Source organism: Moheibacter stercoris (genome assembly GCF_040545805.1).
Taxonomy (GTDB): Bacteria; Bacteroidota; Bacteroidia; order Flavobacteriales; family Weeksellaceae; genus Moheibacter; species Moheibacter stercoris.
On the sequence record NZ_JBEPMO010000003.1, the window covers coordinates 75,753 to 101,542 of the forward strand.

A 25,790-nucleotide genomic window follows, 5' to 3' on the forward strand; every position below is an offset into this window, starting at 1 on the left:
TTTATATTATTTAAAACCTATTACTCTTGATTTATTTAAATTTTCAAATAAATTACATGATTTACTGAACTCTAAAAAATCTTGTCCATATTTAGAATGACTATAATAATATAAAAAAATAAGCTCATCTTCGGTTATCTTACTTTTAAAATGAAACATAAAACTATTAGAATATTTATTTTTATTTATGAAATAAATCATTGACCTTAAATATCCTAAATAAGATGACATTGTAGGTTCAAATACTTCTACAAACTTTTCATTAATAACATCAATAGCATCATCCAAAGATAGATTGTTTAAATTATCATAAGCATTAGCTACTATAAATTGATTTTGATTCTTTTGAGAATATAATAATTTAACAGCATTCAATATTTCATTATTGATTTTAAAAAAAATTTTAGCACCATTTAATTCCTCACGCGTAGTTTTATAAATAATTGTTGATTTAGCGTTTTCTAAATCTTTTAATAAATTAAAAAATGTTAATTCAAGATTCGTCAGATTACCCTTTCTAAATTTTAAATATGATATATATAAGGATATTAAACTAATTAATATTGCAATCAATTCTAACCAATTGTTTTCTAAAAATCTCATATAAAGTTTTTTAAATTAACTCAAAAATAAAAACACAATTACATCATTCCTAATTGAGATATTAACATTTTTTTATTTCAAAGCTTATTATTTAAATTAATAATACAACAACTAATAATTATTAAATTATCTTAAAAAAATTACATTTGTACAAAATTAAACCTAATGGCATCAGGAATTTTTGCAGTATTGGACGATATAGCTGCACTAATGGACGACGTTGCAGTCGCAAGTAAATTGGCAACCAAAAAAACAGCTGGAATTTTAGGCGATGATCTTGCGGTAAACGCGGAAAAAGCAACCGGATTTTTATCTTCACGCGAAATTCCCGTTCTATGGGCGATCACCAAAGGATCATTTCTCAACAAATTGATCATCGTTCCAGCAGCACTTCTGCTCAATTATTTTTATCCGCCTGCAATCATCGCAATTTTAATGTTGGGTGGATTTTACCTTGCCTATGAAGGAATGGAAAAAATCATCGAATTTCTATTTCATCGAACGAAAAAAGGTGAAGAAGTGATTAAAGAAAATACAAACGACGGACTGGTCAATGAAAAAGCCAAAGTGAAATCTGCCATCACAACTGACTTTATACTTTCCGTCGAAATTATCATCATCGCATTGGGAGCGGTACTGGACAAACCACTTCCTACCCAAATCCTTACAGTTTGTGTGGTTGCAATTTTAGCAACGATTGGAGTTTATGGTGTTGTAGCCTTGATTGTTCGTATGGACGATGCCGGATATAAGTTGATCAAATATTCCAACGAAAAAGGCTTTATGAATACTTTGGGTAAATTTTTGGTGGCTGCACTTCCTATTGTTATCCGCATTTTATCCATCGTAGGAACCTTGGCATTATTGCTTGTGGCAGGTGGAATTTTCGTTCACAACATTGATTATTTGCATCATTTGGTTCCAAATATTCCATCCATTTTGAAAGAATTTGTGGTGGGAATCCTTGCCGGACTTGTGGCATTTCCTATTTTCAAATTAGCTAAAAAATTAATGCCAGCGAAAAAGAAAACAGTTTAACAATTCGAAATAAAACCAAAGGTTGATTCAGATTCTGTACATTTGAGTCAACCTTTTTCATATGCAAAAACTTCTGTATTGGGCCAAAGTTTGGTTCGTGACTATCTTTCTTTCTTGTTTGATCAATGTATTGATTCTTACGTTCAAAGATTTTGGTTTGGATAATTTTTTGACGAGTTATTTCCTCTTTGTTATCATTTCGGTTATATATTCCACACCAACCTTTATAATTTTAGGTTTAATTCTATTTCTATATAAAAGCAAAAACACACAAATACTTCGATATATTTTGTCTGCTTTGTCGCTCATTGGGATTTCTCTAACCTTTTATTTTCTTGGGTTCGATGTTATCAAAGATGGATTTATATCTGACGCATATATCATGTACATTTACATGGTTGTGATGGTCGCTTCAATCTTTTATTTTCGAATTCATTCTACTCCAAAAATCAAATTAATCATTTTCGATTTAGATGGAACCTTGCTCAATACGTATGAAGATTTGGGAAATTCGGTCAATTATGTACTGGCAAAATATGGATTCCCAACGCATGAATTGGAACTATACAGAACTTTTATTGGAAACGGAATCGATAATTTACTGAAAACTTGTTTACCCGAAAACTTCCATGACGAGGTGAAATTTCAACAAATCAGAAAGGAATTTGTGACGCATTATGAAGCCCACAAATATGATCTGACGCGACCTTACGATGGAATTCAAGAATTACTTCAGGAATTGCAAGCTAGAGAATTCAAATTAGCAATTGCCTCCAACAAATACCATGAAGCGACGGTAAATCTGGTGAAACGATATTTTCCTTCAATTTCATTTGATGTGGTTTTAGGACACCGAATAGGAGAAGCCAAAAAGCCGAATCCTAGTATTTTGATGCAAATCATGAACGAAACCCAAATTAATCAAGAGAAAACCTTATTTGTCGGAGATTCGGGAGTAGATATGATGACGGCTTCCAATGCAGATGTAAAGTCCATCGGCGTTACTTGGGGATTTAGAACCGAAGAAGAATTACGCAACCATGCGGCATCTAAAATTATTCATCAGCCTTTGAATTTACTTAAATTAATAAACTAGACTTAAATGCTTCAAAACATTCACCATATCGCCATTATCTGTTCGAATTATACCATTTCGAAAAAATTCTATACCGAAATTTTGGGTTTGGAGATTATCCGTGAAGTGTTTCGAGAAGAACGTGGTTCTTATAAATTGGATTTAGCCCTTAATGGAAATTATATCATTGAATTGTTTTCCTTTCCCAATCCGCCCAAAAGACTTTCGCAACCAGAAGGAACTGGACTTCGTCACTTAGCATTTCAGGTAATGAATATTGAGGATACAATCAACGAATTGAAAAATAAAGGTATTGATACCGAGCCGATTCGAGTGGATGAATTTACAGGAAAGCGATTTACTTTTTTCTTTGATCCCGATGATCTTCCTATTGAATTGTACGAAATCTAACTTATTGAATAGGCTGTGGCTTTAACTGAATGACACCCAAAAAATTGAGTAATCGCATGGACTGATAACCCATGTCCCATTCAAACCAACGATTGGCATTGTTGGCTCTTGCTGGATATTTATGGTGATTGTTGTGGTAGGCTTCACCCCAAAAGATCAAATCAAACGGAAGAATATTTTTAGAAGTATTGGTCATTTTGAAATTTTCATATCCGAATTTATGTGCCCACCAATTGACTGCCATTCCTTGAAATGAACCCATGATAATTGTAATAGGTAACAATAACCATTGCCACCATGCGGTTGCCAATGTTGCATAAATTGCAATGTAAATTCCAATCCAAATAATTCTAAAAATCCAGTTATGTGCAATGGTATCAAAAGCTTTCCATTCTGGTAAATTCTTTCTGTACTTATCTTCTACAGGAGTTTTTCCTGAGTAAATATTAAAATAACTATTTCTCGTTGCCCACATCAATAAAAAAGGATTGGGATCATTGTGTGGCGAATGTGGATCTTCTGGTTTGTCTGTATGAACATGATGTAATCGATGCATCAATCCATACGAATAGGCACTGATGTAAGAGGAACCTTGCGTCAAAAAACACCCAAAAAAGAAAGTTCTTTCCCAAAATTTGGACATTGTAAAAAGATTATGCGCCGCATAACGATGATGAAAAACAGATTGAAAAAATAAGGAAAAGTACCAATGAAGTACGAAAAAAATAAGAATGCCCATTTTTTAGAGGATTTAAATTAAATGTTGAATGTCCTCTGGTTAAAATAGGAAAATCAATGATTGGGGAAAGATAGTACTTTCCAATCAATACACTCTCATACTTTTAAAATTTCTTAAGCGCCCAACAAGACATCGAGGCTCATCATCACAACAAATCCCAAGACAAAACCTAGCGTTGCAATATCTGTATTCCCACTTTGTTGGGTTTCAGGAACGACTTCCTCAATGACCACATAAATCATAGCTGCTGCAGCAAATGCCAAGGCATAAGGTAAAATAGGCGTAAAAAAAGCAACTGCCAAAGCCCCGAGAACACCAAAAATAGGTTCAACTATTGCAGAAGCTTGTCCGTATGCAAAACTTTTTCTTCTTGACAATCCCATTCGTCTCAGCGGCATGGCAACTGCAATTCCTTCCGGGAAGTTTTGAATCCCCATTCCGATTGCTAAGGTTACAGCGCCTGCAATGGTTGCTTCTGGAATACCTGCAGCAACTCCACCGAATAAAACGCCAATAGCTAAACCTTCGGGAATATTATGAAGCGTTATAGCCAAAGTCAGCAAGGTTGTACGTTGCCATGGTGACTTCACTCCTTCTGCTTGTTTGAAATTGATGTGCAAATGCGGCAATATTTTATCCAAGGAAAACAAAAACAAAGCACCCAAGATAAAACCAGATGCAACTGGAACAATACGTAAAAAGCCTTCTCCTTCACTCATGGCAATGGCTGGAGCCAATAAACTCCAATAACTAGCCGCAATCATGACGCCACCCGTAAAGCCCAACATTCCATCTAAATGCGTTCGGCTCACATTTTTAAACAGAAACACAGTAGATGCACCCAAAGCTGTCATGGACCATGTAAACAAAGTTGCATACAAGGCTGCCAAAACTGGATCGATGGATTGAAAATACGTTAGAACGTCTTGAAACATAAAGTCAATATTTTTATGCAAATATAAATAACTTTGTTAGACTAGACTAACATTTAATAAAATTGATGGATTTTATCTTTATTCGAATTAGATTTGATAATTTTGAAGTTGAATTTGAAAGTATGAGCAAGAAAGCATCCGAACTTATCCTAAATGCAGATGGAAGTATTTACCATTGCAACATTCGTCCAGAACAATTGGCAGACTTAGTGATCACAGTAGGCGATCCAGACCGTGTGGCTAAAGTTTCTAAGTATTTTGATTCGATTGAATTTCAAACGCAAAAGCGTGAGATCGTAACCCATACTGGAAGTTTGAATGGAAAACGAATTACAGTTATTTCTACGGGAATGGGAACCGATAACATTGACATTGTCTTGAGCGAATTAGATGCCTTGGCCAATATCAATTTGGAAACTGGTGAAGAAAATGAAGTTCACCGCGAATTGCAATTTGTAAGATTGGGAACATCTGGAGCTTTGCAAAGAGACATTCCGGTTGATTCATTCGTTATGAGTACGCATGGATTGGGAATGGATGGATTGTTGCATTTTTACGAGGATTCCGAATTGGTTCGTGATATCGAAATGGAAGAAGCTTTCTTCGAGCATTCAGCATGGGACGACGCCAAAGCAATTCCGTACATCGTAAAAGGTTCTACTTCTATTTTGGAAACTTTGCGTTCAGAGAATACATTTGAAGGAATTACAGGAACTGCTTGCGGATTCTATGGTCCACAAGGAAGACATTTGCGTTTAAAACCCAATCCTTTTGACATCAATGAAATTTTGAGTTCATTTAGCTATGGGAACTACCGCGTGACCAACTTTGAAATGGAAACTTCTGCTATTTACGGTCTATCCAAAATGTTGGGACACGAAGCTTTGTCTTTGAATTGTATCGTAGCCAATCGCGCAGCAGGAACGTTTAGCCAAGATTCATATAAATCGGTGGATTTGATGATTCAATATGCCTTGGAACGTTTAACAAAAGATTAAGATTAAATAAAATATCAAATAAGAGATTCCCAAAAGGAGTCTCTTTTTTTTACAATTAAGCTAATAAATCCTCAATAATTTCCAATTCCGAACGAAAAGCCAACATTTTATCGGCATATTTCACCATTGATTTTTGTTGCAAAGCAGGAGCAAAATTCGTTTGATAATCCTTCAATTCCTCTTTAGACGTGCAGGTATATTGAGCCGAATAATTTACAGCACCAGGTTCTTTGTGCGAAACCAATTTCGAAAATCGACAATTCAAAAATTTACCTGTAGCCAAAACTTCTGGAATGTGCTCCTCACGCATCCATTGCACCCATTCTTGCTCAATTGTTTCCTCCACCGAAATCGTTACGCTATAAATAATCATATCTCAATTTTGAGCAAAGATAAAAATTAGATTCATATTCCTTGGGCGCTCAAGCGGGCTTTCCGCGACAATCTTTTTGTTTCACAAAAAGGATTTCTGCTACAATCCCTAGCGCAATTAGGTTATAAATTCACCACTTATCATCCTATTTTGTCATGATTTTTGCCGCAGCAAAAATACATGCCAAAATAAATTCAAACCGATATTCAATTCAATCCATCCAAATATTTCCTAATCAATTTTCATTTAACCATCTTATAGCCCATTCACATAGGCTTGATCGAAATGCTTCAATCAAATTTCCCTTTCTAACTTTGTGAAAAATCCCTACATTTACTTTTTATAATAAGAAACGAATAGAAATGAACGAAACGCAGAAGTTTATAAACGAGCATAAACAACGATTTTTAGATGAATTATTGGAACTATTAAAGATTCCTTCTGTAAGTGCAGATCCAGCTTTTAACCAAGATGTTTTGAATACAGCAGACAAAGTAGCAGAGTTTTTAAAAGCTGCTGGAGCTGACAATGTTGAGATTTGCGAAACAAGTGGTTATCCAGTTGTATATGGTGAGAAAATGGTTGACCCTACCAAACCGACTGTTTTGGTATATGGACATTATGATGTTCAACCAGCAGATCCAATTGAATTATGGGAATCAGGACCATTTGAACCTGTCATCAAAAAAACAGAAATTCATCCAGAAGGAGCAATTTTCGCTCGTGGTTCTGCCGATGATAAAGGACAATTTTTCATGCATGTCAAAGCTTTTGAAGCCATGAACAAATCAGGAGAATTGCCATGTAATGTAAAATTTATGATCGAGGGAGAAGAAGAAGTAGGTTCTCCAAGCTTGGGTGAATTCGTTCGAAATAACAAAGAAAAATTAAAAAACGATATCATTTTGATTTCGGATACGGAAATCATTTCCAAAGAACAACCTTCTATTTCCGTTGGTCTACGTGGACTTTCCTATGTGGAAGTTGAAGTAAAAGGAGCCGATTTGGATATGCACTCGGGTGTGTACGGAGGAGCCGTTCCCAATCCCTTGAATGTTCTTTCACGCATGATTGCCAAATTACACGATGACGATGGAAGAATTACCATTCCTGGATTTTACGATGATGTGAAAGAACTTTCTCCAGAAGACAAGGCCGATTTGGATAAAATCCCGTTTGATTTAGAAGCGTATAAAAAATCCATCGGAATTGCAGATATTCAAGGAGAAAAAGGATATTCAACCATCGAAAGAGCTTCCGTTCGTCCGACATTGGATGTAAATGGAATCTGGGGTGGCTATATTGGAAAAGGAGCGAAAACAGTTATTCCTTCTCATGCCTACGCAAAAATTTCCATGCGTTTGGTGCCCGATCAAGATCCTGACAAAATCACGCAATTATTTGCCGATTATTTCCCTACGTTAGCGCCTTCTTCAGTAGAAGTTGTGGTGAAACCGCATCATGGTGGACATTCTTATGTTTTGCCAACGTCTGACAAAGGATTTATCGCTGCCAAAAAAGCCATGACCCAAACATTTGGAAAAGAAGCTTTGGCATCAAGAGGCGGAGGAAGTATTCCAATTGTTGCTTTATTTGAAAAAGAATTAGGAACGAAATCTGTTTTGATGGGATTCGGATTGAATTCAGATGTGATCCATTCTCCAAACGAGCATTTTGGATTGTTTAATTTCTACAAAGGAATTGAAACCATTCCGTACTTCTACCAATACTATACAGAAGGATAAATCAAGTAGCAGTTTATACGATAATGAAAGATTTTTCGTTTCATACAAAGTAAGTTAAGTAACACACGAACAATTTATATACATCAATGAAAAAAATATTGCTATTAGCAGGAGTTGCCACAATCTTAATTGGTTGTACCAATGATGAAGAATTATTCAATGGATTTGAACAACCCTTTTCAGCTACAGGATATTGGAAATTGACCGCAATGACGGTAGAAACTCCAGTCGATATCAATGAAGATGGTACAGCTTCCACTGATTTTCTAGCAGAATCTGGTTGTTACCAAAACGAAATGATGCAATTATTACCCAATAATACAGGGAAATTAATTTCCAATTCTTACTTGAATACGACTGTGCAAGGAACCTTTCCAGATGAAGTTACTTTCACGACAGAATGTATCAATGAGTTGGAAGAAACACTCATTTCGAATTATACCATCAATGAGCAAACAATTTCCATTACAGATGCAGAAGGCACTACATGGAATGGTACATTGGTAGGAAACACCATTACCTTTATCATTCCAGATGGACAAATCTATATGGATGAAGAAATGAACATCGTATTGCAAGAAGATTTAACGATGGTGTACACCAAACAAGGAACCTAAATAACAAATTTATGTAAATACAAAGCTCAGAGAAATCTGAGCTTTTTTTATGAGGTATTGTTAAAGAATTCGGCACAAAAAAAAGAGCCACTCTAGGAGTAGCTCTTTTATATACTTGAAAAATTAAATTAATCTTTCTTTTCTTCAGTTCCTTCTTCAGTAGAAGTTTCTGGAGCTTCAGTAGCTTCAGCTTTTGGCTCTTCAACTGGAGCTTCTTCTACTTTTGTTTCAACTTCAGCAGCAGGAGCAGCTTCAGCTTTCGCACCACCTCTTCTACTTCTTCTTGTTTTCTTCTCTGGTTTAGCAGAAGTGTACAATTCGTTGAAATCTACTAATTCGATCATCGCCATATCAGCGCTGTCTCCATGACGGAAACCAGTTTTGATGATACGAGTGTAACCACCTGGACGAGTTGCAATTTTTGGAGCTACTTCACGGAACAATTCAGCAACTGCTTCTTTGTCTTGTAAATAACTAAATACAACACGACGGTTGTTTGTATCGTCTGTTTTTGATTTGGTGATCAATGGTTCAATATAGCGTTGTAAAGCTTTAGCTTTCGCAACTGTAGTATTGATTCTTTTATGTGTAATCAAAGAGGTAGCCATGTTTGATAACATTGCTTTTCTATGAGAAGCTGTTCTACCTAAATGATTGATTTTATTACCGTGTCTCATTTTCTTAAAATTATTCTACGTCTAACTTATACTTGGAAATGTCCATTCCGAAACTTAACCCTTTGTTGTCTACTAATTCTTCTAATTCAGTCAAAGATTTTTTACCGAAGTTTCTGAATTTCATCAAGTCTGATTTATTGTAAGAAACCAATTCTCCCAGGGTTTCAACTTCAGCTGCTTTCAAACAGTTCAAAGCACGAACTGACAAGTCCATATCAACCAATTTTGTTTTCAACAACTGTCTCATGTGCAATGCTTCTTCATCATAGGTTTCGCCATAAGCTACTTCTTCTGCTTCCAAAGTGATGCGCTCGTCAGAGAACAACATGAAGTGGTGAATTAAAATTTTGGCAGTCTCAGTCAATGCATCTTGAGGAGAGATTGAACCATCTGTTGTGATGTCTAAAACTAATTTTTCATAATCGGTTTTTTGTTCAACACGATAGTTTTCAACGCTGTATTTTACGTTTTTGATTGGCGTATAAATAGCGTCGATGGCAATCGTTCCGATCGGAGCATTTGACTTTTTATTATCATCTGCTGGTACGTAACCGCGACCTTTTTCAATCGTGAAAGTGAAGTCTAATTTCACTTTTTTGTCCATGTTAGCAATTACGAAGTCAGGGTTTAAGATTTGGAATCCAGAAATGAATTTCCCTAAATCACCTGCTGTTAATTGCTCTTGGCCAGAGATTGAAACCGTTACAGTTTCTGTATCAGAATCACTGATTTGTCTTTTGAATCGAACTTTTTTCAAATTCAAAATAATTTCAGTCATGTCTTCTACAACACCAGAAATGGTAGAAAACTCATGGTCAACGCCTTCGATACGAACCGAAGTAATTGCATATCCTTCTAAAGAAGAAAGCAATACGCGACGCAAAGCGTTCCCAATTGTCAAACCATAACCAGGCTCTAATGGACGGAATTCGAATTGTCCAAAATTGCTGTCTGATTCTATTAAGACTACTTTGTCCGGTTTTATAAAGTTTAAAATTGTCATCTTTTCTTGCTCTTAAAAATTAGGATTATTTAGAGTATAATTCGACAATCAATTGTTCTTTGATGTCTTCCGGAATCTGGATTCTCTCTGGAACCGAGTTAAATGTACCTGACATTTGCTCGTCATTCCAAATCAACCAGTCATAAGTAGAACGAGATTTCAATGAATCTGTAATAGCGCTTAATGATTTTGATTTAGCTCTTACTCCAACTACATCACCTGGTTTCAACGTATAAGAAGGAATGTTTACCAATTCTCCGTTAACTGTGATGTGTTTGTGTGTTACGAATTGTCTTGCAGCACTACGAGTAGGAGCAATTCCCATTCTGTATACTACGTTGTCCAAACGTGACTCACACAATTGCAATAAGATTTCCCCGGTAATACCTGGTTTCGCGTTTGCTTTTTTGTACATGTTCGCAAACTGACGCTCCAAAATACCATAGGTATATTTTGCTTTTTGTTTTTCTTCTAACTGAACTGCGTATTCCGATTTTTTACCTCTTCTTTTGTTAGGTCCGTGTTGTCCCGGTGGGTATTTTTTCTTTTCGAAGCTTTTATCGTCACCAAAGATTGGTTGTCCGAATTTTCTAGCGATTTTGGTTTTTGGTCCTGTATATCTTGCCATTTTTCTTTAAATTTTGTTATTAGAATTTAGAAATTAAATTACTAGGAATTTAATTCGATTAAACTCTTCTACGTTTTGGTGGACGACAACCGTTGTGTGGCAATGGTGTTACGTCGATGATTTCGCTTACTTCAATACCTCCGTTGTGAATAGTACGGATTGCAGACTCACGACCTTGTCCAGGTCCTTTCACATATACTTTTACTCTTCTTAATCCAGCTTCTAAGGCTTGAGAAGTTGCATCTTGTGCAGCAACTTGAGCAGCATATGGTGTATTTTTCTTAGATCCTCTAAAGCCCATTTTACCAGCTGAAGACCAAGAAATAACTTCTCCATTTTTATTTGTCAAAGTAATGATAACGTTGTTGAATGAAGCTTGAATATGAGCTTGCCCAGTAGCCTCAACAATAACTTTTCTCTTCTTTGCTTGTGTTTTTTGATTCTTTGCCATAACTACATCTACTTATTATTTAGTGGCTTTTTTCTTGTTAGCAACTGTTTTCTTTTTCCCTTTTCTCGTACGAGAATTGTTTTTAGTACGCTGCCCTCTTAGAGGTAATCCAAGACGGTGACGAATTCCTCGTTGACATCCAATGTCCATCATACGTTTGATGTTCAATTGAACTTCCGAACGAAGCTCACCTTCCACTTTGTAGTTTTCAGTAATTGACAATCGGATTGCGTTGATCTCGTCATCGTTCCAATCGTTTACTTTTTTGTCTTTGTCAACATTAGCCTGTGCTAAAATCTTTTGTGCTGTGCTCTTACCAATCCCGTAGATATAAGTTAACCCTATTTCTCCTCTTTTGTTTTTTGGTAAGTCTACTCCTGAAATACGTGCCATATCTTAACCTTGTCTTTGTTTAAATTTAGGATTCTTCTTATTAATCACGTACAGTACGCCTTTTCTACGTACAATTTTGCAATCGGCACTTCTTTTTTTAATTGATGCTCTAATTTTCATTGTAGTTCTTATTATTAAATAATCCGGCAATATGCCTCCAGTCGTTTCCTTCTTGGAATTCGCCTGTCCGTTAAAATTCTAAAATCCTGATAATCAATCAAAACCACGAATTGTCTGGACACACTACTCCATTAAGGTTTGCAAAGGTACAAAATTTATTGAAACCAAAAAATAATTTCTTGCCTAATATTTTGAAAATCTGAGGATTTCAAAATGGGTAAGATTTCGGCTTCAATTCAATTCACCTCAAACAAAAAAACTGTTTCAACAAATTGCTGAAACAGTTCCTATATTTTTCCGTTTAATCTTAGTAACGATAGGTAATTCTACCTTTCGTCAAATCATACGGTGACATTTCTATTTTCACTTTATCACCCGGTAACAATTTGATATAATGCATACGCATTTTACCCGAAATATGAGAAGTCACAATGTGTCCATTCTCCAATTCTACTCTAAACATTGCGTTTGACAATGCTTCGATAATTGTTCCGTCTTGTTCTATGTGTTTTTGTTTTGCCATTCTTTGTTCTCTTCCTTTTGGGAAATTTGTTTATTTATTAAGCTACGTTTTTTGATCTACCTGTCGTCATCAAACCATCGTAATGGTGATTCAATAAGTAGGTATTAATTTGTTGAATTGTATCCAAAATAACAGCAACCATAATCAATAAAGATGTACCTCCGTAGAACATTGCCAATCCTTGGTCTACTCCAAATAAATGAGCAACGGCTGGAAGAACTGCAATTACCACCAAGAACAAAGATCCTGGTAAGGTAATTTTTGACAATACATCATCTAAGAAATCTGCTGTATCTTTTCCTGGTTTGATACCTGGAATGATTCCACCATTTCGTTTCAAGTCATCTGCCATCTGATTTACTGGAATTGTAATCGCAGTATAGAAGAAGGTGAAGATGATAATCAAGAAAGCGAAAATAACGCTATGTTGCCAAGAGAATGGATCTGCAACTTTTTGGAAAAACAAACTCAAAGATGAATTTGGGTCTGAAACAAAACCAATCAAAGTCGCAGGTAAGAACATAATCGCCTGAGCGAAGATAATCGGCATAACTCCTGAAGCATTCACTTTTAATGGAATGTAAGAACGAACTGAATCTGTCATGGAACGCATATAGCTACTAGAACCAACTTGTGCTCTTCTTACATATTGAACTGGAACTTTACGAACTGCTTGTGTTAACATCACACAAAGTAAGATAACAACTAACAATCCAATGATTTCCAATAGGAACATGATTCCACCTGTTTGATCAATTTCAAATGCATTGATTAAGGCACGAGGAAGATCTGCCAAGATACCAACCATAATTAAAATCGAAATACCGTTTCCGATACCTCTGTCGGTAATTTTCTCTCCCATCCACATTGTGAATACGGTTCCAGTTACCAAAATAATGGTTGAAGGTACAATGAACCAGAAGGTTCCTGGATCAATCAAGTAAGCAGAGGCAAATCCACCGCTATAAGGCAATAATTGTGTTTGTAATAAAGTCAAGTAAGCAGGCGCTTGAACCAAACAGATCGCAATGGTTAACCATCTTGTAATCTGAGTAATTTTCTTACGACCACTATCTCCATCTTTTTGCAATTTTTGCAAATAAGGAACTGCTAATCCCATCAACTGTACAACAATCGAGGCAGAAATATATGGCATGATCCCTAAAGCCAAAATGGAAGCACGGTTAAACGAACCTCCTGTAAAAGAATTTAATAATCCTAATAGACCTTGTTGAGAATCTGCCTGAGCAGCCAAAAGTCTGGTTACCTCATTTACATCAATACCTGGAAGCGGAACATAAGAACCAAAACGGTAAATAACAAGAAAAAAGAAAGTAATCATTAATTTCTCTCTTAATTCTTTGATGCTCCAAATATTTTTAATCGTTTGTATAAACCCTTTCATGTGTAAATTGTTGATTTTATATCTACAACAAGAACCCTTTTACAGGTTCTTGTTGAGAAATTCCTTATAAATTACTTTGCGTTTACTAGTTCTGCTTTACCACCTGCTTTTTCAATCGCTTCTTGAGCAGTTTTGGTGAATTTGTCAGCTGTAATAGAAACATTTGCTTTCAATTCTCCACGACCCAAAATTTTGATCAAATCATTTTTGTGAGCCAAACCTTGTTTTACAAGATCTTCTTTGGTAAGAGTACCACTAATTTTGCTTTCGTCAACCAATTTTTGGATAACATCTAAATTGATTCCGTTGTATTCTACTCGGTTAATGTTTTTGAAACCGAATTTTGGAGTACGACGTTGTAAAGGCATTTGACCTCCTTCAAAACCAACTTTTTTCTTGTTACCAGAACGTGATTTTTGTCCTTTGTGTCCACGGCCCGATGTACCACCGTTACCGCTCGCTTCTCCTCTACCTTTACGGAATTTATTTTTAACTGAACCTGCAGCAGGTTTTAGATTATTTAATTTCATCTGAGTTTAAAATTAAGCTTTTTCTACTTCAACTAAGTGTTGAATTTTTTTAATCATACCTTCGATCTGAGGAGTAGACTCATGTTCTACAACTTGATTTAACTTTTTCAATCCCAATGCAACCAAAGTAGCTTTTTGAGACTTATCACGATTGATGGCGCTACGTACTTGTTTTACTTTTACTTTACTCATCTTATCGATTATTTACCGTTAAACACTTTACTTACCGAAATACCTCTTTGACGTGCAACTACGTTAACACTTCTCAAATTCAACAAAGCTTTGAAAGTAGCTTTTACCACATTGTGAGGGTTAGAAGATCCTTTTGATTTTGACAATACGTCACGGATTCCAACTGATTCCAACACCGCACGAACCGCACCACCAGCGATCAAACCTGTACCGTGAGAAGCTGGTCTCAAGAATACATGTCCTCCACCATAACGAGCTTCGATTTCATGTGGAACTGTATGCCCATCCAATGGGATTCTTACTAAATTTTTCTTTGCATCTTCAACTGCTTTTGCAATTGCAGAAGCAACCTCTTTTGATTTTCCCAATCCGTAACCTACGACTCCGTTTCCGTCTCCTACTACTACGATAGCAGAGAATCCAAATGCACGTCCTCCTTTGGTTACTTTGGTAACACGTTGTACTCCTACCAAACGGTCAGTTAATTCTATACCAGCTGGTTTTACTTTTTCTATGTTTCTATATCCTAACATGTCTTTTCTTTCTTAGAATTTTAAACCTCCTTCTCTAGCACCATCTGCTAAAGCTTTGATTCTACCATGGTAAACAAAACCGTTACGGTCAAATACAACTGTTTCGATTCCTTTTGATTTCGCTAATTCAGCGATTGCTTTTCCTACTGCTGCTGATTTTTCTGACTTGTTACCAGAAGCCGAAGTTGTTCTAGATGATGCTGAAGCCAAAGTTACCCCTGCTTCGTCATCGATCAATTGAGCGTAAATTTCTTTATTGGAACGGAAAACTGATAGACGTGGTCTTGCAGCTGTTCCAAAGATATTACGACGAACACGTCTTTTTATCTTTTGTCTTTTTTCTGTTTTTGATAGTGCCATTGTTCGATTATAATTTATTATGCAGATTTACCTGCTTTTCTTCTAATGATTTCTCCTACGAATTTAATACCTTTTCCTTTGTATGGTTCAGGCTTACGGAATGAACGGATTTTTGCCGCGATCATACCCAATAATTGATTATCGTGAGATGTTAAATTGATGATTGGGTTTTTACCTTTTTCAGTTACTGCCTCAACTTTTACTTCGTTTGGCAATTCCATCACGATGTTGTGAGAGAATCCTAAAGATAAATCCAATTTTTGTCCTTGACTTGCTGCTCTATATCCAACCCCGATCAATTCCAATTGTAATTTGAAACCTTCTGAAGTTCCGATTACCATATTGTTGATCAATGCTCTGTATAAACCATGCAATGCTTTGTCTTCTTTTGATTCAGATGGACGAACGATTGTCAATTGACCATCTTCTTGTTTCAACTCAAATCCTTCTTTAACGGTCTGAGTCATTTCTGCATTCTTTCCTTTTACTGTAACAACTCCGTCTTTTAATTCAACAGAAGTACCAGCTGGAATATTGATGATTGCGTTACCTATTCTTGACATTTTCTTTTCTTTTTAATCAATATTAATAAACTAAACACAATACCTCACCTCCAACATTCTCTTGACGAGCTTGTTTGTCAGTCATTACACCTTTTGAAGTTGAAACGATAGCAACTCCTAAACCGTTTAATACTCTTGGTAATTCTCCAGCACCTTTGTACTGACGTAAACCTGGACGAGATACTCTTTTTAATTTTTTGATTACGGGTTCTTTGGTTGCTTTGTCATATTTCAAAGCGATTTTGATAGAACCTTGGTGAGAAGCATCTTCGAACTTATAGTTCAAAATATAACCTTGATCGAAAAGGATTTTTGTGATTTCCTTTTTAAGGTTAGAAGCAGGGATTTCCACAACTTTGTGTCCTGCAGACATCGCATTTCTGATGCGAGTCAGATAATCTGAAATTGGATCTGTATACATAAATGTTTATTTTACAGTATAGAGCCTCGCGCTCTACTTTTAAACTTAAACTCTCCAAATGTGTTCAATTCGAATACATTTAGGCGTGCAAAAATAGGAAGATTTTTTGATTTGACAAATTAGACCAAAGTATTTTTACGTTTTCTATCAATATTTTATCAAAAAAACAAAATATTTCTATGCAAACAAAAAATCCAACCTCTTTCGAGATTGGATTTATATGTTGGGATTTTCTACACCCTACGCTTCGACTAAGCTCAGCGACCGGAATTCGAAAATCTTACCAGCTTGCTTTGCGTACCCCTGGGATCAAACCTTGGTTAGCCATTTCACGGAATGTTACACGTGATAGACCGAAAGTTCTCATGTATCCTCTAGGACGACCTGTTAATTTGCAACGGTTGTGCAAACGTACTGGAGATGCATTTTTTGGCAATTTTTGCAATGCCTCATAATCTCCTGCTTCTTTCAAAGCTTTACGTTTTTCTGCAAACTTTGCAACTAACGCTTCTCTTTTGCGCTCACGCGCTTTCATAGATTCTTTAGCCATCTTATTTTGTGTCTTTTTTAAATGGTAAACCGAATTTCTCTAACAAAGCTTTCGCCTCTTTATCTGTGTTTGCAGAAGTCACGAACGTGATGTCCATCCCTTGGATTTTTTTCACTTTGTCGATGTTGATCTCTGGGAAAATAATTTGCTCAGTAATACCTAAGTTATAGTTTCCTCTTCCGTCAAATCCTTTTGCACTGATTCCGTTGAAATCACGGATACGTGGTAAAGCGGAAGAAACCAAACGATCTAAGAATTCGTACATCTGAGTTCCTCTTAACGTAACTTTTGCCCCGATTGGCATCCCTTTACGTAATTTAAATGCAGCTTCGTCTTTCTTAGAGATAGTTCCTACTGCTTTTTGTCCTGAAATAAGAGTCATTTCCTCTACTGCATAGTCAACAATTTTCTTGTCAGCTGTAGCTCCACCTAAACCTTGAGACAAAACGATTTTTTGCAATTTAGGTACTTGCATCACTGAAGTGTAAGAAAACTCTTCTTTCAATGCAGGAACGATTTCCTCTTTATATTTTACTTGCGGACGCGGTTTGTATGTTGTACTCATCTTAAATTTCTTTACCGGTTTTCTTAGCAATTCTTACTTTCTTATCACCTTTGATTTCGTATCCAACACGAGTTGGATTTCCGTTTGAATCAACCAACGCCAATTTACTTACATAGATTGGAGCTTCTGTTTCAACGATTCCTCCTTGAGGGTTTTCTGCGTTTGGTTTGGTGTGTTTTTTAATTTTGTTCACACCTTCAACGATTGCTTTGCCTTTTTCAGGATAGACTTTCAAAACAGAACCTTTCATTCCTTTTGAAGAACCTGATAAAACAACTACGTTGTCACCTTTTTTAATTTTCAACTTTGACATCGTTATAAAATTTTATAGCACCTCAGGAGCTAGTGATACGATTTTCATATATTCCTTGTCACGTAATTCACGTGCAACTGGACCAAATACACGCGTTCCTCTCATCTCACCTTGAGCATTAAGTAAAACGCAAGCATTATCATCAAAACGGATGTAAGATCCGTCTTTTCTTCTTACCTCTTTTTTGGTACGAACAACAACTGCTTTTGAAACGCTACCTTTTTTCGCGTTTCCAGAAGGAGTAGCTTCTTTAATCGCAACAACGATTTTGTCTCCTACCGAAGCATAACGTCTTTTAGTACCACCTAAAACACGGATAACCAAAGCTTCACGAGCTCCTGTGTTATCTGCCACTTTTAATCTTGATTCTTGCTGTAACATATTACTTAGCTCTTTCTATGATTTCTACTAATCTCCAACGTTTGTTTTTACTCAACGGACGTGTCTCGGAGATACGAACAGTGTCACCTTCATTGCACTCGTTATTTTCATCGTGTGCAGTATATTTTTTCGTTCTTTTAACGAATTTTCCGTAGAATGGGTGTTTTTGCTTGTATGTTTCAGCAACAACGATGGTTTTATCCATTTTGTTACTTGCAACTACACCTACTCTTTCTTTTCTTAAATTTCTTTCCATCTTGAGACAGTTTTTAATGTTGAGCTAATTTTTGGTTCAACACGGTTGACAATCTCGCAATGAATTTACGAGATTCACGAATAGACAAAGGACTTTCCAATTGAGAAACTTTGTGACTAACCTTCAATTTTGCCAAGCTTGCTTTTTCTTCAGCAATTTTAGCTTTGATATCTTCTATACTTAAGTCTTTAATATCTGTAACTTTCATAATTGCAATTTTTTAAGCTTGATAATCTCTAGCAATGATAAACTTAGTCTTAACTGGAAGTTTCTGAGCAGCTAAACGCAATGCCTCTGTCGCAACTTCTTGAGGTACCCCTCCTACTTCAAATAAAATTCTTCCTGGTTGTACAGGTGCAACCCAATATTCAGGTGCTCCTTTACCTTTACCCATACGAACCTCTGCAGGTTTTTTGGTAATAGGCTTATCTGGGAATATTTTGATCCATAATTGTCCTTCACGTTTCATAAAACGTGTAGCAGCAATACGGGCAGCTTCAATTTGACGCGCTGTAATGAATGCCTCGTCTAACGATTTGATACCGAATGTCCCATAGGCAAGTTGTGAACCTCTTTTGGTCACCCCTTTCATTTTGCCTTTCTGGGTTTTTCTAAATTTTACTCTTCTCGGTGATAACATCTTTATTTCTTTTCTTGACGATTAAACTTAATTAACGTGCTTGTCTTTTTCTATCGCCACCTCTTCTGCCTTCTGGCTTCTTTTTGCCTTGCTTCTTTTGCAAACCAACTAGTGGAGACAATTCACGTTTACCATATACTTCTCCTTTCATGATCCAAACTTTGATCCCCATACGACCATAGGTTGTATGCGCTTCACCAATGTGATAATCAATGTCTGCACGGAAAGTTGACAAAGGAATACGTCCGTCTTTGTAAGACTCAGAACGTGCCATTTCAGCTCCGTTCAAACGTCCAGAAATTTGAACTTTGATTCCTTCTGCATTCATTCTCATTGCAGCGGCAATTGCCATTTTGATCGCTCTTCTATAAGAGATACGATTTTCAATTTGACGTGCAATGCTATCAGCTACTAAAACTGCGTCTAATTCAGGACGTTTGATTTCAAAGATGTTGATTTGAACCTCTTTACCAGTGATTTTTTTCAACTCTTCTTTTAATTTATCAACTTCCTGTCCTCCTTTACCGATAATAATCCCGGGACGAGCAGTTGTAACGGTAACAGTAACTAGTTTCAATGTACGTTCGATATAGATACGAGAAACACCAGCTTTCGATAAACGAGCTTTTAAATACTCACGAATTTTAGCGTCTTCTGCGATTTTATCGCCGTAATCATTTCCACCGTACCAGTTTGAGTCCCATCCTCTGATGATACCTAAACGATTTCCGATTGGATTAGTCTTCTGTCCCATATTACTTATTATCTACTTTTACTTTATCTTCTTTAGTTCCCAACACGATAGTTACGTGGTTTGAACGCTTTCTGATTCTGTGTGCTCTACCTTGAGGAGCTGTACGAATTCTCTTCAATTGACGTGCGCTATCAACATTGATAGTTTTAACAAACAAACCTGCTTCCTCTACGTCAGCACCTTCGTTTTTCACTTGCCAGTTAGCAATTGCACTCAATAAAAGTTTCTCCAATCTGTCAGAAGCATGTTGTTTTGAATATTTTAAAATACCCAAAGCTTTTTGTACTTCTACACCACGGATGATGTCTGCTACCAATCTCATTTTACGAGGAGAAGTTGGGCAGTTATTCAACTTCGCGAAAGCAATACTCTTGTTTGCCTCTTGAATTTTTTCGTTGCTTATTCTTTTTCTAGATCCCATTGTCTTCTACTCTTATTTTTTACCTTTATTTTTTGCACCTGCGTGCCCTCTAAACGTACGAGTTGGAGCAAATTCGCCCAATTTGTGTCCTACCATGTTTTCAGTTACATAAACAGGAATAAATTGTTTCCCGTTGTGAACCGCGATTGTCTGTCCTACGAAATCTGGAGAAATCATAGAAGCTCTTGACCAAGTTTTGATAACGTTTTTCTTTCCAGATTCTACGTTAGCTTGAACTTTCTTGTCTAATTTATAATGGATAAAAGGTCCTTTCTTTAATGAACGTGCCATAGATTATTTCTTTCTTCTTTCAACAATATATTTGTTAGATGCCTTTTTCTTAGAACGGGTTTTGTAACCTTTAGCAGGCATACCATTTCTAGAACGAGGGATACCTCCAGTCGCACGACCTTCACCACCACCCATTGGGTGATCAACCGGGTTCATAACCATAGGTCTTGTACGAGGACGACGTCCTTTCCATCTACTTCTACCAGCTTTACCAGAAACTTCTAACTGATGATCTGAGTTAGAAACTACTCCGATAGTTGCTTTACATTCTGTTAAAATCATACGACTTTCACCACTTGGCAACTTGATGGTTACATACTTACCGTCTCTCGCTACTAATTGAGCGTAAGAACCAGCAGATCTTGCCATCAAAGCACCTTGACCTGGACGTAACTCAATACAAGAGATAACTGTTCCCAAAGGAATGTTTTTCAATTTCATTGTGTTACCTACTTCTGGAGCAACAGAGTCACCCGCTTCAATAGTTTGTCCTTTTTTCAATCCATTTTGAGCAATAACATAACGTTTTTCACCGTCTGCATAAGAAATCAATGCGATGAATGCTGTTCTGTTTGGGTCATATTGAATTGACTCAACAGTCGCAGCTCCTTCACGATCTCTTTTGAAATCGATGATACGATAGCTTTGCTTGTGTCCACCCCCAATGTAGCGCATCGTCATTTTACCTGAATGGTTACGACCACCGCTTCTCTTTTTACCAACCGTAAGAGTTTTCTCCGGTTTCACTGATTCAACATTATCAAAATTATTTACAATTCTGAAACGCTGACCGGGAGTGATAGGTTTTAATTTTCTAACTGACATTTAAAATTAGTATTTTGTAGATTGTATCTTGTTTTTGTTTTAATGATTGAATGAATTTCCAGTCCAAACCAAATCCATTTTACTTTCTACGATTATACATTATTAATTAACTAAACAAATCGATTTCTTGTCCTTCTGCAACATGAATGATTGCTTTTTTCATTTTGTTGGTTTTCCCAACTTGCAATCCAGTTTTTGTATAACGAGTTTTTACTTTTGGAGCAAAAATCATTGTACTTACTTTGGTCACTGTTACACCATAAGCTTTTTCAATTGCTTCTTTGATTTGCAATTTGTTCGCTTTAGGACTTACATAAAACGAATACTGGCTTAACAACTCGCTTGAATTGGTTGCCTTTTCTGAGATTACGGGTCTAATTAAAACTGACATATCTTTCGTTTTATTTGCTTAAATTATCTTGAATTGACGCTAATGAACCTTCTAAGAATACAACTTCTGAAGCATTGATCATGTCATATACGTTCAATTCTGAACTATTCACAACTTTTGCTTTTTGTAAGTTACGAGAAGATAAATAAACGTTTTTGTTAGCCTCTCCCAATACGAAAAGAGCTTTTTTATTATCTAAACCTAAGGCTTTCAATACACTGATGAATTCTTTTGTTTTTGGAGCTTCAAATGTGAAGTCTTCTAAAACTTTGATTTCATTATCTTTCAATTTCTGGCTCAATACAGATTTTTTAGCCAATCTTTTTTGAGCTTTATTCAATTTAAAGTCATAGCTTCTTGGTCTTGGACCGAACACTCTACCTCCTCCTCTGAATACAGGAGATTTAGCAGAACCTGCACGAGCTGTACCTGTTCCTTTTTGCTTCTTAATCTTACGAGTAGATTTTGCAATTTCAGCACGCTCTTTAGCTTTATGAGTTCCTTGACGTTGTGCAGCTAAATATTGTTTCACTTCCAAATAAACAGTATGCTCACTTGGCTCGATTCCGAATACTGAATCATCTAAAGAAACTTTCTTTCCAGTCTCTTTACCTTGTATGTTAAGTACTGCTATTTCCATCTTCTAATAATTACGTATGAATTTTTAGGACCAGGAACCGCACCTTTTACGATCAAAAGGTTTTGTTCTTTGTCTATCTTTACTACATTTAAGTTCTGAACGGTAACGTTTTTACCTCCCATTCTACCCGCCATACGCATTCCTTTGAATACTCTTGATGGATCTGAACCCGCACCAATAGAACCTGGCGCTCTTAAACGATTATGTTGACCGTGAGTAGCTTGACCAACACCACCAAAACCATGACGTTTTACAACCCCTTGGAAACCTTTACCTTTAGAAACACCTGTAATATCAACATACTCGCCTTCACCGAATAAGTCAACCGTTACTTCTTTTCCTAACTCTAATTCGTCAACAAAATCTCCATAAAATTCCACCAATTTCTTTTTTGGTGTAGTTCCTGCTTTTTTGAAGTGTCCCTTCAAAGCAGCAGAAGTGTTCTTCTCTTTTGCGTCATCGAAACCTAATTGAACAGATTTGTATCCGTCCTTCTCTTCGGTTCTGACCTGTGTCACGACGCAAGGACCTGCTTGAATGATGGTACAAGGAATATTTTTCCCGTTTTCATCAAACAAAGAAGTCATCGCAATCTTTTTACCAATGATACCTGACATTTTCTAATGTTGTTTTTATATTGTTTTAATCTCTTATTTAGCGGGTTTGCGTATTATCTATTTGTGAATTAGGCATAGTTCACCCCCAAAAAAGAGTGTGCAAAAATAGTAAATATTTTATTCAGTGCAAATTTTATCTAAGTATTTTTTAGAGAATATTTTAATCTGTTTTTGTCAACATTTTCAGTTTTTGACATCTTATTCACTTTCAATTACTTAATTAGAAATATTCTCTGCAGCAATTTTGAAGGTAATTTTCCTCTGCAATTCCTTATTTATTCAATCTTTACTCCTTCTTAACAATACCTATCTAAATTAATTTGTAGTTTTGAATTTGGTTCGGGTAATCTCCTCTCTTCTTATTTACCATTACATTTGGATTTAAAAAGCTGAATGAATCAATAAAAATTAAAACCTTGAATCGTTTGCATAAAGATTTAAGTGAACATATTCAATGAAATTTCATTATCAACATAGAAAAAGAATTCATTATACCTTAATTGCGAGCATCGTTCTCATACAGCTCATCATTTTGGTATTTTTCTATAATGAATATTTTAATGAACGAAAATTGGAAGCAATTGAAACCCAAATTCAAGAATCCAAAGAACTTCAATTACTAACTGGGAGTGCACAAAAGGAATTGTCATTGGCTCAATCCAATTTGCAGAAGTATGTAAGCACACAAAATAAATCCTATTTGGAGGAATATTTTCAATCACTCAGAAATCTATCGAACAACATTGACAGTATTGAAAATTCAGAAAATTTGCATTCTTCTAGTAAATCTGGCTTACAAAAAAAAGATTCTAAAGATTTACAACATCCCAATAATTTGGAGGAATTGATAGATTCAACCTATTTAGTTTCTCAACAAAAAATCGTCATCAAAGATCCACCGAAAATCAAAGAAATTGAACTAAAGGAACAACCAATTATTCCAGAAGTCGAAGTACATCATATTTCGGACAGTGTCAACAAGAAAAAATTATTTCCACGATTGAAAGATGCTATTACGGGAAATGTAGACGTAAAACGTGATACTACCATTATCATTGCAAAATTTCAAAAGGAGATTGACACGGCTCATGTGAAATTGGAAATTGACAGTACGCTCAATGTTGTCAATACTCATTATCAAAAAGAATTTGAAAAATTTAAAACTCAAATTAATTTAGCAGACCAACAAAATAAAAATCTACATAAGGTATATATCAATTTAATTGAACATAGCAATAACCTTATGCGAATCTATGAAGGAAAAGTAGAAGACCATAACAATGATTTAGAAGAGCAATATTCCATTCAGAATTCTTTGAATGAAAAGATTCGAAAATTCACGGTTCTAGGTTTGATGATCGCCATGTTAATTGTTTTGGGTATTTTGATCTATTATACCAAACTAACTTTTCAAGTTGAAAAAGCTTTGAAAGAAGCCAATGTGAAGGTCGAACAAAACTTGAATTTTAAAAATCGAATTTTGGGCATGTTAAGTCATGAGGTCCGCGGTCCTTTGAAAATCATCAATATCTTCATCCAGCGAATTCAAAAAAGGACAGATGATCAAAAAATAATAGATTACCTGAAATCGATAGAGTTTACCAATAATTCCTTGTTGATTCAAGCCAATCAGATTTTGGATTATACCAAAAATCAGGAAAAACCATTGGAACTTCATCCCAAAACATTTGAATTGAAAAACGAAATTCAATCTTTATTGACCATGTTTCGTCCTTATATTGAATCTCGAAACAATGAATTTATATGCGATATAAACATTAAGGAAGATTATGTTGTCAATTCAGACAATATCAAAATCCATCAATTGTTCATCAATATTTTGGGTAATGCCAACAAGTTTACAGAAAATGGACAGATACGAGTAGTTTGTGAAATCAAGGAACTTCCAACTCAACAAATTCAATTAAACGTTTCCATTATAGATACTGGAATTGGAATATCTCAACATGATTTGAAAAAAATATTTGAGCCATATTACCAAGGAATTCTTTTAGATGAAATCGAAAATTTTGGGGCAGGATTAGGTTTAAGTTTGTGCAAAGAAATTGTCCAGCTCTTCAATGGAACAATTTATGCGGAAAGCGAACTCAACAAAGGAACAAAGGTTTCTTTTGAAATATTTTTAGATTTGCAACATGACAACTAGTTCAAACGAATCCTACCATTTCTTATTGGCAGATGATCATACTATCGTTAGACAAGGAATTGAAATGATTCTGGAAGATATTAACGAAGAAAATCAAATCAAACATGCTTCGAGCCTTCAGCAAATTCTTCAAAACCTTCAAGCCTATTCGTTTGACTTTGCGATACTCGATGCGCAAATGCAAGATGGGAATTGTTTAAGCATTTTACCCGAAATCAAAAAAATTCAGCCCAACCTAAAGGTCATGATGTTCACCAGTTTTGAAGAAGAAACTTATTCGTTGAAATTTATACAAGCAGGTGCAGACGGATTTCTAAGTAAGCTTAGCAACGAATGGGAAATCAGAAAAGCGATTGAATCCTTAATTGCAAACGGACAGTATTTCCCTCCTTTCACTGAAAAATTATTGAGTATAGCTCCACAACACAATGATTTTTTAAATCCTTTCAAACGTTTATCTGATCGCGAAATGCAAATTGTTGAACTCTATGCAAAAGGTTGGGGAAATTTAGAAATCGCCAATCAATTGGAATTGAAACAAAATACTGTCAGTACATTTAAGAAAAGAATTTTTGATAAATTGGAAATCGATAATTTGGTTTCTTTGGTTGAATTGTTCAAAATTCATCATCCCAATTCCTGAAAT

General features: G+C 35.7%; 40 protein-coding genes. 8 read left to right on the plus strand and 32 right to left on the minus strand.

Annotated features, from left to right (window positions below; genetic code table 11):
* Positions 1–6: 6 nt before the first annotated feature.
* Positions 7–603, minus strand: a complete 597-nt coding sequence (locus tag ABID46_RS03655; protein WP_354507175.1) for a hypothetical protein — start codon at positions 601–603, stop codon at positions 7–9.
* 165 nt (positions 604–768) lie between these two features.
* Between ABID46_RS03655 and ABID46_RS03660 the strand changes: the two genes are divergently transcribed.
* The 3 genes from ABID46_RS03660 (at position 769) to gloA2 (ending at position 3,127) form a co-directional block, all read left to right on the plus strand.
* A complete protein-coding gene (locus ABID46_RS03660) occupies positions 769–1,641 on the plus strand; it encodes a DUF808 domain-containing protein (RefSeq protein ID WP_354507177.1) in 873 nt (290 codons plus the stop codon).
* 61 nt (positions 1,642–1,702) lie between these two features.
* On the plus strand, positions 1,703–2,737 hold the full coding sequence (locus tag ABID46_RS03665) for an HAD-IA family hydrolase (protein ID WP_354507179.1): 1,035 nt from the start codon (positions 1,703–1,705) through the stop codon (positions 2,735–2,737).
* A 6-nt stretch (positions 2,738–2,743) separates the two neighbouring features.
* The gene (gene gloA2 / locus ABID46_RS03670) at positions 2,744–3,127 is read left to right on the plus strand and encodes an SMU1112c/YaeR family gloxylase I-like metalloprotein (protein WP_354507181.1); all 384 of its coding nucleotides are present in this window, start codon (positions 2,744–2,746) and stop codon (positions 3,125–3,127) included.
* 1 nt (position 3,128) lies between these two features.
* Here gloA2 and ABID46_RS03675 read toward each other — a convergent pair whose 3' ends face one another.
* Positions 3,129–3,866 (minus strand): acyl-CoA desaturase, encoded by a 738-nt coding sequence (locus ABID46_RS03675; RefSeq protein ID WP_354507183.1) that lies wholly within the window; start codon positions 3,864–3,866, stop codon positions 3,129–3,131.
* 113 nt (positions 3,867–3,979) lie between these two features.
* Complete coding sequence (locus tag ABID46_RS03680; protein ID WP_354507185.1) at positions 3,980–4,801, minus strand: ZIP family metal transporter; 822 nt, start codon at positions 4,799–4,801, stop codon at positions 3,980–3,982.
* A gap of 122 nt (positions 4,802–4,923) precedes the next feature.
* Between ABID46_RS03680 and ABID46_RS03685 the strand changes: the two genes are divergently transcribed.
* On the plus strand, positions 4,924–5,799 hold the full coding sequence (locus ABID46_RS03685) for a nucleoside phosphorylase (RefSeq protein WP_354507187.1): 876 nt from the start codon (positions 4,924–4,926) through the stop codon (positions 5,797–5,799).
* A gap of 55 nt (positions 5,800–5,854) precedes the next feature.
* On the opposite strand, the gene ABID46_RS03690 is transcribed toward ABID46_RS03685, so the two are convergent.
* On the minus strand, positions 5,855–6,172 hold the full coding sequence (locus tag ABID46_RS03690) for a DUF4286 family protein (RefSeq protein ID WP_354507189.1): 318 nt from the start codon (positions 6,170–6,172) through the stop codon (positions 5,855–5,857).
* Positions 6,173–6,534: 362 nt separating this feature from the next.
* Between ABID46_RS03690 and ABID46_RS03695 the strand changes: the two genes are divergently transcribed.
* Positions 6,535–7,917 (plus strand): dipeptidase, encoded by a 1,383-nt coding sequence (locus tag ABID46_RS03695; protein WP_354507191.1) that lies wholly within the window; start codon positions 6,535–6,537, stop codon positions 7,915–7,917.
* 86 nt (positions 7,918–8,003) lie between these two features.
* Positions 8,004–8,534, plus strand: a complete 531-nt coding sequence (locus ABID46_RS03700; RefSeq protein WP_354507193.1) for a hypothetical protein — start codon at positions 8,004–8,006, stop codon at positions 8,532–8,534.
* A gap of 128 nt (positions 8,535–8,662) precedes the next feature.
* On the opposite strand, the gene rplQ is transcribed toward ABID46_RS03700, so the two are convergent.
* The 28 genes from rplQ to rplC form a co-directional block, all read right to left on the minus strand.
* On the minus strand, positions 8,663–9,211 hold the full coding sequence (rplQ, locus tag ABID46_RS03705; protein ID WP_354507195.1) for a 50S ribosomal protein L17: 549 nt from the start codon (positions 9,209–9,211) through the stop codon (positions 8,663–8,665).
* Between the two features lie 10 nt (positions 9,212–9,221).
* Positions 9,222–10,214 carry a DNA-directed RNA polymerase subunit alpha gene (locus tag ABID46_RS03710; RefSeq protein ID WP_354507196.1) on the minus strand — a complete coding sequence of 331 codons (993 nt, stop codon included), beginning with the start codon at positions 10,212–10,214 and terminating at the stop codon, positions 9,222–9,224.
* Positions 10,215–10,239: 25 nt separating this feature from the next.
* On the minus strand, positions 10,240–10,842 hold the full coding sequence (gene rpsD, locus ABID46_RS03715) for a 30S ribosomal protein S4 (RefSeq protein ID WP_354507198.1): 603 nt from the start codon (positions 10,840–10,842) through the stop codon (positions 10,240–10,242).
* 58 nt (positions 10,843–10,900) lie between these two features.
* The gene (gene rpsK, locus ABID46_RS03720; protein WP_354507200.1) at positions 10,901–11,293 is read right to left on the minus strand and encodes a 30S ribosomal protein S11; all 393 of its coding nucleotides are present in this window, start codon (positions 11,291–11,293) and stop codon (positions 10,901–10,903) included.
* A 15-nt stretch (positions 11,294–11,308) separates the two neighbouring features.
* Entirely contained in the window at positions 11,309–11,686 is a 378-nt protein-coding gene (gene rpsM, locus ABID46_RS03725; RefSeq protein ID WP_354507202.1) for a 30S ribosomal protein S13, read from the minus strand.
* A gap of 3 nt (positions 11,687–11,689) precedes the next feature.
* Positions 11,690–11,806, minus strand: a complete 117-nt coding sequence (gene ykgO, locus ABID46_RS03730) for a type B 50S ribosomal protein L36 (protein WP_084017289.1) — start codon at positions 11,804–11,806, stop codon at positions 11,690–11,692.
* Positions 11,807–12,113: 307 nt separating this feature from the next.
* Positions 12,114–12,329, minus strand: coding sequence for a translation initiation factor IF-1 (infA, locus tag ABID46_RS03735; RefSeq protein WP_182043907.1), 216 nt, complete (start codon positions 12,327–12,329; stop codon positions 12,114–12,116).
* A gap of 37 nt (positions 12,330–12,366) precedes the next feature.
* Complete coding sequence (secY, locus tag ABID46_RS03740; RefSeq protein ID WP_354507205.1) at positions 12,367–13,734, minus strand: preprotein translocase subunit SecY; 1,368 nt, start codon at positions 13,732–13,734, stop codon at positions 12,367–12,369.
* A gap of 71 nt (positions 13,735–13,805) precedes the next feature.
* Entirely contained in the window at positions 13,806–14,264 is a 459-nt protein-coding gene (gene rplO, locus ABID46_RS03745; RefSeq protein ID WP_354507207.1) for a 50S ribosomal protein L15, read from the minus strand.
* Positions 14,265–14,276: 12 nt separating this feature from the next.
* Positions 14,277–14,456, minus strand: coding sequence for a 50S ribosomal protein L30 (gene rpmD / locus ABID46_RS03750; RefSeq protein ID WP_354507209.1), 180 nt, complete (start codon positions 14,454–14,456; stop codon positions 14,277–14,279).
* Positions 14,457–14,464: 8 nt separating this feature from the next.
* Positions 14,465–14,989 carry a 30S ribosomal protein S5 gene (gene rpsE, locus ABID46_RS03755; protein WP_354507211.1) on the minus strand — a complete coding sequence of 175 codons (525 nt, stop codon included), beginning with the start codon at positions 14,987–14,989 and terminating at the stop codon, positions 14,465–14,467.
* A 12-nt stretch (positions 14,990–15,001) separates the two neighbouring features.
* Positions 15,002–15,349, minus strand: a complete 348-nt coding sequence (gene rplR, locus ABID46_RS03760) for a 50S ribosomal protein L18 (protein ID WP_354507213.1) — start codon at positions 15,347–15,349, stop codon at positions 15,002–15,004.
* Between the two features lie 17 nt (positions 15,350–15,366).
* Positions 15,367–15,912: a 50S ribosomal protein L6 gene (rplF, locus tag ABID46_RS03765; protein WP_354507215.1), complete on the minus strand. Its 546-nt coding sequence runs from the start codon at positions 15,910–15,912 to the stop codon at positions 15,367–15,369.
* A gap of 22 nt (positions 15,913–15,934) precedes the next feature.
* A complete protein-coding gene (gene rpsH / locus ABID46_RS03770; protein WP_354507217.1) occupies positions 15,935–16,333 on the minus strand; it encodes a 30S ribosomal protein S8 in 399 nt (132 codons plus the stop codon).
* A 280-nt stretch (positions 16,334–16,613) separates the two neighbouring features.
* Positions 16,614–16,883, minus strand: a complete 270-nt coding sequence (rpsN, locus tag ABID46_RS03775; RefSeq protein WP_354507219.1) for a 30S ribosomal protein S14 — start codon at positions 16,881–16,883, stop codon at positions 16,614–16,616.
* Between the two features lies 1 nt (position 16,884).
* A complete protein-coding gene (gene rplE / locus ABID46_RS03780) occupies positions 16,885–17,448 on the minus strand; it encodes a 50S ribosomal protein L5 (protein ID WP_354507221.1) in 564 nt (187 codons plus the stop codon).
* 1 nt (position 17,449) lies between these two features.
* On the minus strand, positions 17,450–17,761 hold the full coding sequence (rplX, locus tag ABID46_RS03785) for a 50S ribosomal protein L24 (RefSeq protein WP_354507223.1): 312 nt from the start codon (positions 17,759–17,761) through the stop codon (positions 17,450–17,452).
* A 12-nt stretch (positions 17,762–17,773) separates the two neighbouring features.
* Positions 17,774–18,142 carry a 50S ribosomal protein L14 gene (gene rplN, locus ABID46_RS03790; protein WP_354507225.1) on the minus strand — a complete coding sequence of 123 codons (369 nt, stop codon included), beginning with the start codon at positions 18,140–18,142 and terminating at the stop codon, positions 17,774–17,776.
* A gap of 1 nt (position 18,143) precedes the next feature.
* On the minus strand, positions 18,144–18,398 hold the full coding sequence (rpsQ, locus tag ABID46_RS03795; protein WP_354507227.1) for a 30S ribosomal protein S17: 255 nt from the start codon (positions 18,396–18,398) through the stop codon (positions 18,144–18,146).
* A gap of 13 nt (positions 18,399–18,411) precedes the next feature.
* On the minus strand, positions 18,412–18,606 hold the full coding sequence (gene rpmC, locus ABID46_RS03800; protein WP_354507229.1) for a 50S ribosomal protein L29: 195 nt from the start codon (positions 18,604–18,606) through the stop codon (positions 18,412–18,414).
* Positions 18,607–18,618: 12 nt separating this feature from the next.
* Positions 18,619–19,038, minus strand: coding sequence for a 50S ribosomal protein L16 (gene rplP / locus ABID46_RS03805; protein ID WP_354507231.1), 420 nt, complete (start codon positions 19,036–19,038; stop codon positions 18,619–18,621).
* A gap of 31 nt (positions 19,039–19,069) precedes the next feature.
* Positions 19,070–19,792, minus strand: coding sequence for a 30S ribosomal protein S3 (gene rpsC / locus ABID46_RS03810; protein WP_354507232.1), 723 nt, complete (start codon positions 19,790–19,792; stop codon positions 19,070–19,072).
* 1 nt (position 19,793) lies between these two features.
* Positions 19,794–20,213: a 50S ribosomal protein L22 gene (rplV, locus tag ABID46_RS03815; protein ID WP_354507234.1), complete on the minus strand. Its 420-nt coding sequence runs from the start codon at positions 20,211–20,213 to the stop codon at positions 19,794–19,796.
* Positions 20,214–20,225: 12 nt separating this feature from the next.
* Complete coding sequence (gene rpsS / locus ABID46_RS03820) at positions 20,226–20,504, minus strand: 30S ribosomal protein S19 (RefSeq protein WP_354507236.1); 279 nt, start codon at positions 20,502–20,504, stop codon at positions 20,226–20,228.
* Between the two features lie 3 nt (positions 20,505–20,507).
* Complete coding sequence (gene rplB, locus ABID46_RS03825; protein WP_354507238.1) at positions 20,508–21,329, minus strand: 50S ribosomal protein L2; 822 nt, start codon at positions 21,327–21,329, stop codon at positions 20,508–20,510.
* 106 nt (positions 21,330–21,435) lie between these two features.
* Positions 21,436–21,720: a 50S ribosomal protein L23 gene (gene rplW / locus ABID46_RS03830; protein ID WP_354507240.1), complete on the minus strand. Its 285-nt coding sequence runs from the start codon at positions 21,718–21,720 to the stop codon at positions 21,436–21,438.
* 10 nt (positions 21,721–21,730) lie between these two features.
* A complete protein-coding gene (rplD, locus tag ABID46_RS03835; protein ID WP_354507242.1) occupies positions 21,731–22,360 on the minus strand; it encodes a 50S ribosomal protein L4 in 630 nt (209 codons plus the stop codon).
* Positions 22,351–22,977 carry a 50S ribosomal protein L3 gene (gene rplC, locus ABID46_RS03840; protein ID WP_354507244.1) on the minus strand — a complete coding sequence of 209 codons (627 nt, stop codon included), beginning with the start codon at positions 22,975–22,977 and terminating at the stop codon, positions 22,351–22,353. Before rplC ends, rplD begins: the two co-directional genes overlap by 10 nt.
* 454 nt (positions 22,978–23,431) lie before the next feature.
* On the opposite strand from rplC, the gene ABID46_RS03845 reads away from it, so the two are divergent.
* Together ABID46_RS03845 and ABID46_RS03850 are read left to right on the plus strand one after the other, a co-directional pair.
* Positions 23,432–25,144: a sensor histidine kinase gene (locus ABID46_RS03845; RefSeq protein WP_354507246.1), complete on the plus strand. Its 1,713-nt coding sequence runs from the start codon at positions 23,432–23,434 to the stop codon at positions 25,142–25,144.
* Positions 25,134–25,787 (plus strand): response regulator, encoded by a 654-nt coding sequence (locus ABID46_RS03850; protein ID WP_354507248.1) that lies wholly within the window; start codon positions 25,134–25,136, stop codon positions 25,785–25,787. Before ABID46_RS03845 ends, ABID46_RS03850 begins: the two co-directional genes overlap by 11 nt.
* Positions 25,788–25,790 lie beyond the last annotated feature (3 nt).

Bases quoted from the DNA above. Each gene is read 5' to 3' on its own strand.
- ABID46_RS03680 (WP_354507185.1), bottom strand. From the start codon at position 4,801: ATGTTTCAAGACGTTCTAACGTATTTTCAATCCATCGATCCAGTTTTG.
- rplV (WP_354507234.1), bottom strand. From the start codon at position 20,213: ATGGGATCTAGAAAAAGAATAAGCAACGAAAAAATTCAAGAGGCAAAC.
- rplE (WP_354507221.1), bottom strand. From the start codon at position 17,448: ATGAGTACAACATACAAACCGCGTCCGCAAGTAAAATATAAAGAGGAA.
- rpsS (WP_354507236.1), bottom strand. From the start codon at position 20,504: ATGGCACGTTCATTAAAGAAAGGACCTTTTATCCATTATAAATTAGAC.
- ABID46_RS03845 (WP_354507246.1), top strand. From the start codon at position 23,432: ATGAAATTTCATTATCAACATAGAAAAAGAATTCATTATACCTTAATT.
- ABID46_RS03695 (WP_354507191.1), top strand. From the start codon at position 6,535: ATGAACGAAACGCAGAAGTTTATAAACGAGCATAAACAACGATTTTTA.
- rplN (WP_354507225.1), bottom strand. From the start codon at position 18,142: ATGTTACAGCAAGAATCAAGATTAAAAGTGGCAGATAACACAGGAGCT.
- ABID46_RS03690 (WP_354507189.1), bottom strand. From the start codon at position 6,172: ATGATTATTTATAGCGTAACGATTTCGGTGGAGGAAACAATTGAGCAA.
- rplB (WP_354507238.1), bottom strand. From the start codon at position 21,329: ATGTCAGTTAGAAAATTAAAACCTATCACTCCCGGTCAGCGTTTCAGA.
- rpsE (WP_354507211.1), bottom strand. From the start codon at position 14,989: ATGTTAGGATATAGAAACATAGAAAAAGTAAAACCAGCTGGTATAGAA.
- rplR (WP_354507213.1), bottom strand. From the start codon at position 15,349: ATGGCACTATCAAAAACAGAAAAAAGACAAAAGATAAAAAGACGTGTT.
- rpsN (WP_354507219.1), bottom strand. From the start codon at position 16,883: ATGGCTAAAGAATCTATGAAAGCGCGTGAGCGCAAAAGAGAAGCGTTA.
- ABID46_RS03655 (WP_354507175.1), bottom strand. From the start codon at position 603: ATGAGATTTTTAGAAAACAATTGGTTAGAATTGATTGCAATATTAATT.
- secY (WP_354507205.1), bottom strand. From the start codon at position 13,734: ATGAAAGGGTTTATACAAACGATTAAAAATATTTGGAGCATCAAAGAA.
- ABID46_RS03665 (WP_354507179.1), top strand. From the start codon at position 1,703: ATGCAAAAACTTCTGTATTGGGCCAAAGTTTGGTTCGTGACTATCTTT.
- rplP (WP_354507231.1), bottom strand. From the start codon at position 19,038: ATGTTATCACCGAGAAGAGTAAAATTTAGAAAAACCCAGAAAGGCAAA.
- rplQ (WP_354507195.1), bottom strand. From the start codon at position 9,211: ATGAGACACGGTAATAAAATCAATCATTTAGGTAGAACAGCTTCTCAT.
- rpmC (WP_354507229.1), bottom strand. From the start codon at position 18,606: ATGAAAGTTACAGATATTAAAGACTTAAGTATAGAAGATATCAAAGCT.
- ABID46_RS03710 (WP_354507196.1), bottom strand. From the start codon at position 10,214: ATGACAATTTTAAACTTTATAAAACCGGACAAAGTAGTCTTAATAGAA.
- rpsK (WP_354507200.1), bottom strand. From the start codon at position 11,293: ATGGCAAAGAATCAAAAAACACAAGCAAAGAAGAGAAAAGTTATTGTT.
- rpsD (WP_354507198.1), bottom strand. From the start codon at position 10,842: ATGGCAAGATATACAGGACCAAAAACCAAAATCGCTAGAAAATTCGGA.
- rplX (WP_354507223.1), bottom strand. From the start codon at position 17,761: ATGTCAAAGTTGAAAATTAAAAAAGGTGACAACGTAGTTGTTTTATCA.
- rplC (WP_354507244.1), bottom strand. From the start codon at position 22,977: ATGTCAGGTATCATTGGTAAAAAGATTGCGATGACTTCTTTGTTTGAT.
- rpsH (WP_354507217.1), bottom strand. From the start codon at position 16,333: ATGTATACAGATCCAATTTCAGATTATCTGACTCGCATCAGAAATGCG.
- rplW (WP_354507240.1), bottom strand. From the start codon at position 21,720: ATGTCAGTTTTAATTAGACCCGTAATCTCAGAAAAGGCAACCAATTCA.
- ABID46_RS03660 (WP_354507177.1), top strand. From the start codon at position 769: ATGGCATCAGGAATTTTTGCAGTATTGGACGATATAGCTGCACTAATG.
- ABID46_RS03685 (WP_354507187.1), top strand. From the start codon at position 4,924: ATGAGCAAGAAAGCATCCGAACTTATCCTAAATGCAGATGGAAGTATT.
- rplF (WP_354507215.1), bottom strand. From the start codon at position 15,912: ATGTCAAGAATAGGTAACGCAATCATCAATATTCCAGCTGGTACTTCT.
- rpmD (WP_354507209.1), bottom strand. From the start codon at position 14,456: ATGAGTAAAGTAAAAGTAAAACAAGTACGTAGCGCCATCAATCGTGAT.
- ABID46_RS03675 (WP_354507183.1), bottom strand. From the start codon at position 3,866: ATGGGCATTCTTATTTTTTTCGTACTTCATTGGTACTTTTCCTTATTT.
- rpsQ (WP_354507227.1), bottom strand. From the start codon at position 18,398: ATGGAAAGAAATTTAAGAAAAGAAAGAGTAGGTGTAGTTGCAAGTAAC.
- infA (WP_182043907.1), bottom strand. From the start codon at position 12,329: ATGGCAAAACAAAAACACATAGAACAAGACGGAACAATTATCGAAGCA.
- ABID46_RS03700 (WP_354507193.1), top strand. From the start codon at position 8,004: ATGAAAAAAATATTGCTATTAGCAGGAGTTGCCACAATCTTAATTGGT.
- ABID46_RS03850 (WP_354507248.1), top strand. From the start codon at position 25,134: ATGACAACTAGTTCAAACGAATCCTACCATTTCTTATTGGCAGATGAT.
- gloA2 (WP_354507181.1), top strand. From the start codon at position 2,744: ATGCTTCAAAACATTCACCATATCGCCATTATCTGTTCGAATTATACC.
- rplO (WP_354507207.1), bottom strand. From the start codon at position 14,264: ATGAAATTAAATAATCTAAAACCTGCTGCAGGTTCAGTTAAAAATAAA.
- rpsM (WP_354507202.1), bottom strand. From the start codon at position 11,686: ATGGCACGTATTTCAGGAGTAGACTTACCAAAAAACAAAAGAGGAGAA.
- ykgO (WP_084017289.1), bottom strand. From the start codon at position 11,806: ATGAAAATTAGAGCATCAATTAAAAAAAGAAGTGCCGATTGCAAAATT.
- rpsC (WP_354507232.1), bottom strand. From the start codon at position 19,792: ATGGGACAGAAGACTAATCCAATCGGAAATCGTTTAGGTATCATCAGA.
- rplD (WP_354507242.1), bottom strand. From the start codon at position 22,360: ATGGAAATAGCAGTACTTAACATACAAGGTAAAGAGACTGGAAAGAAA.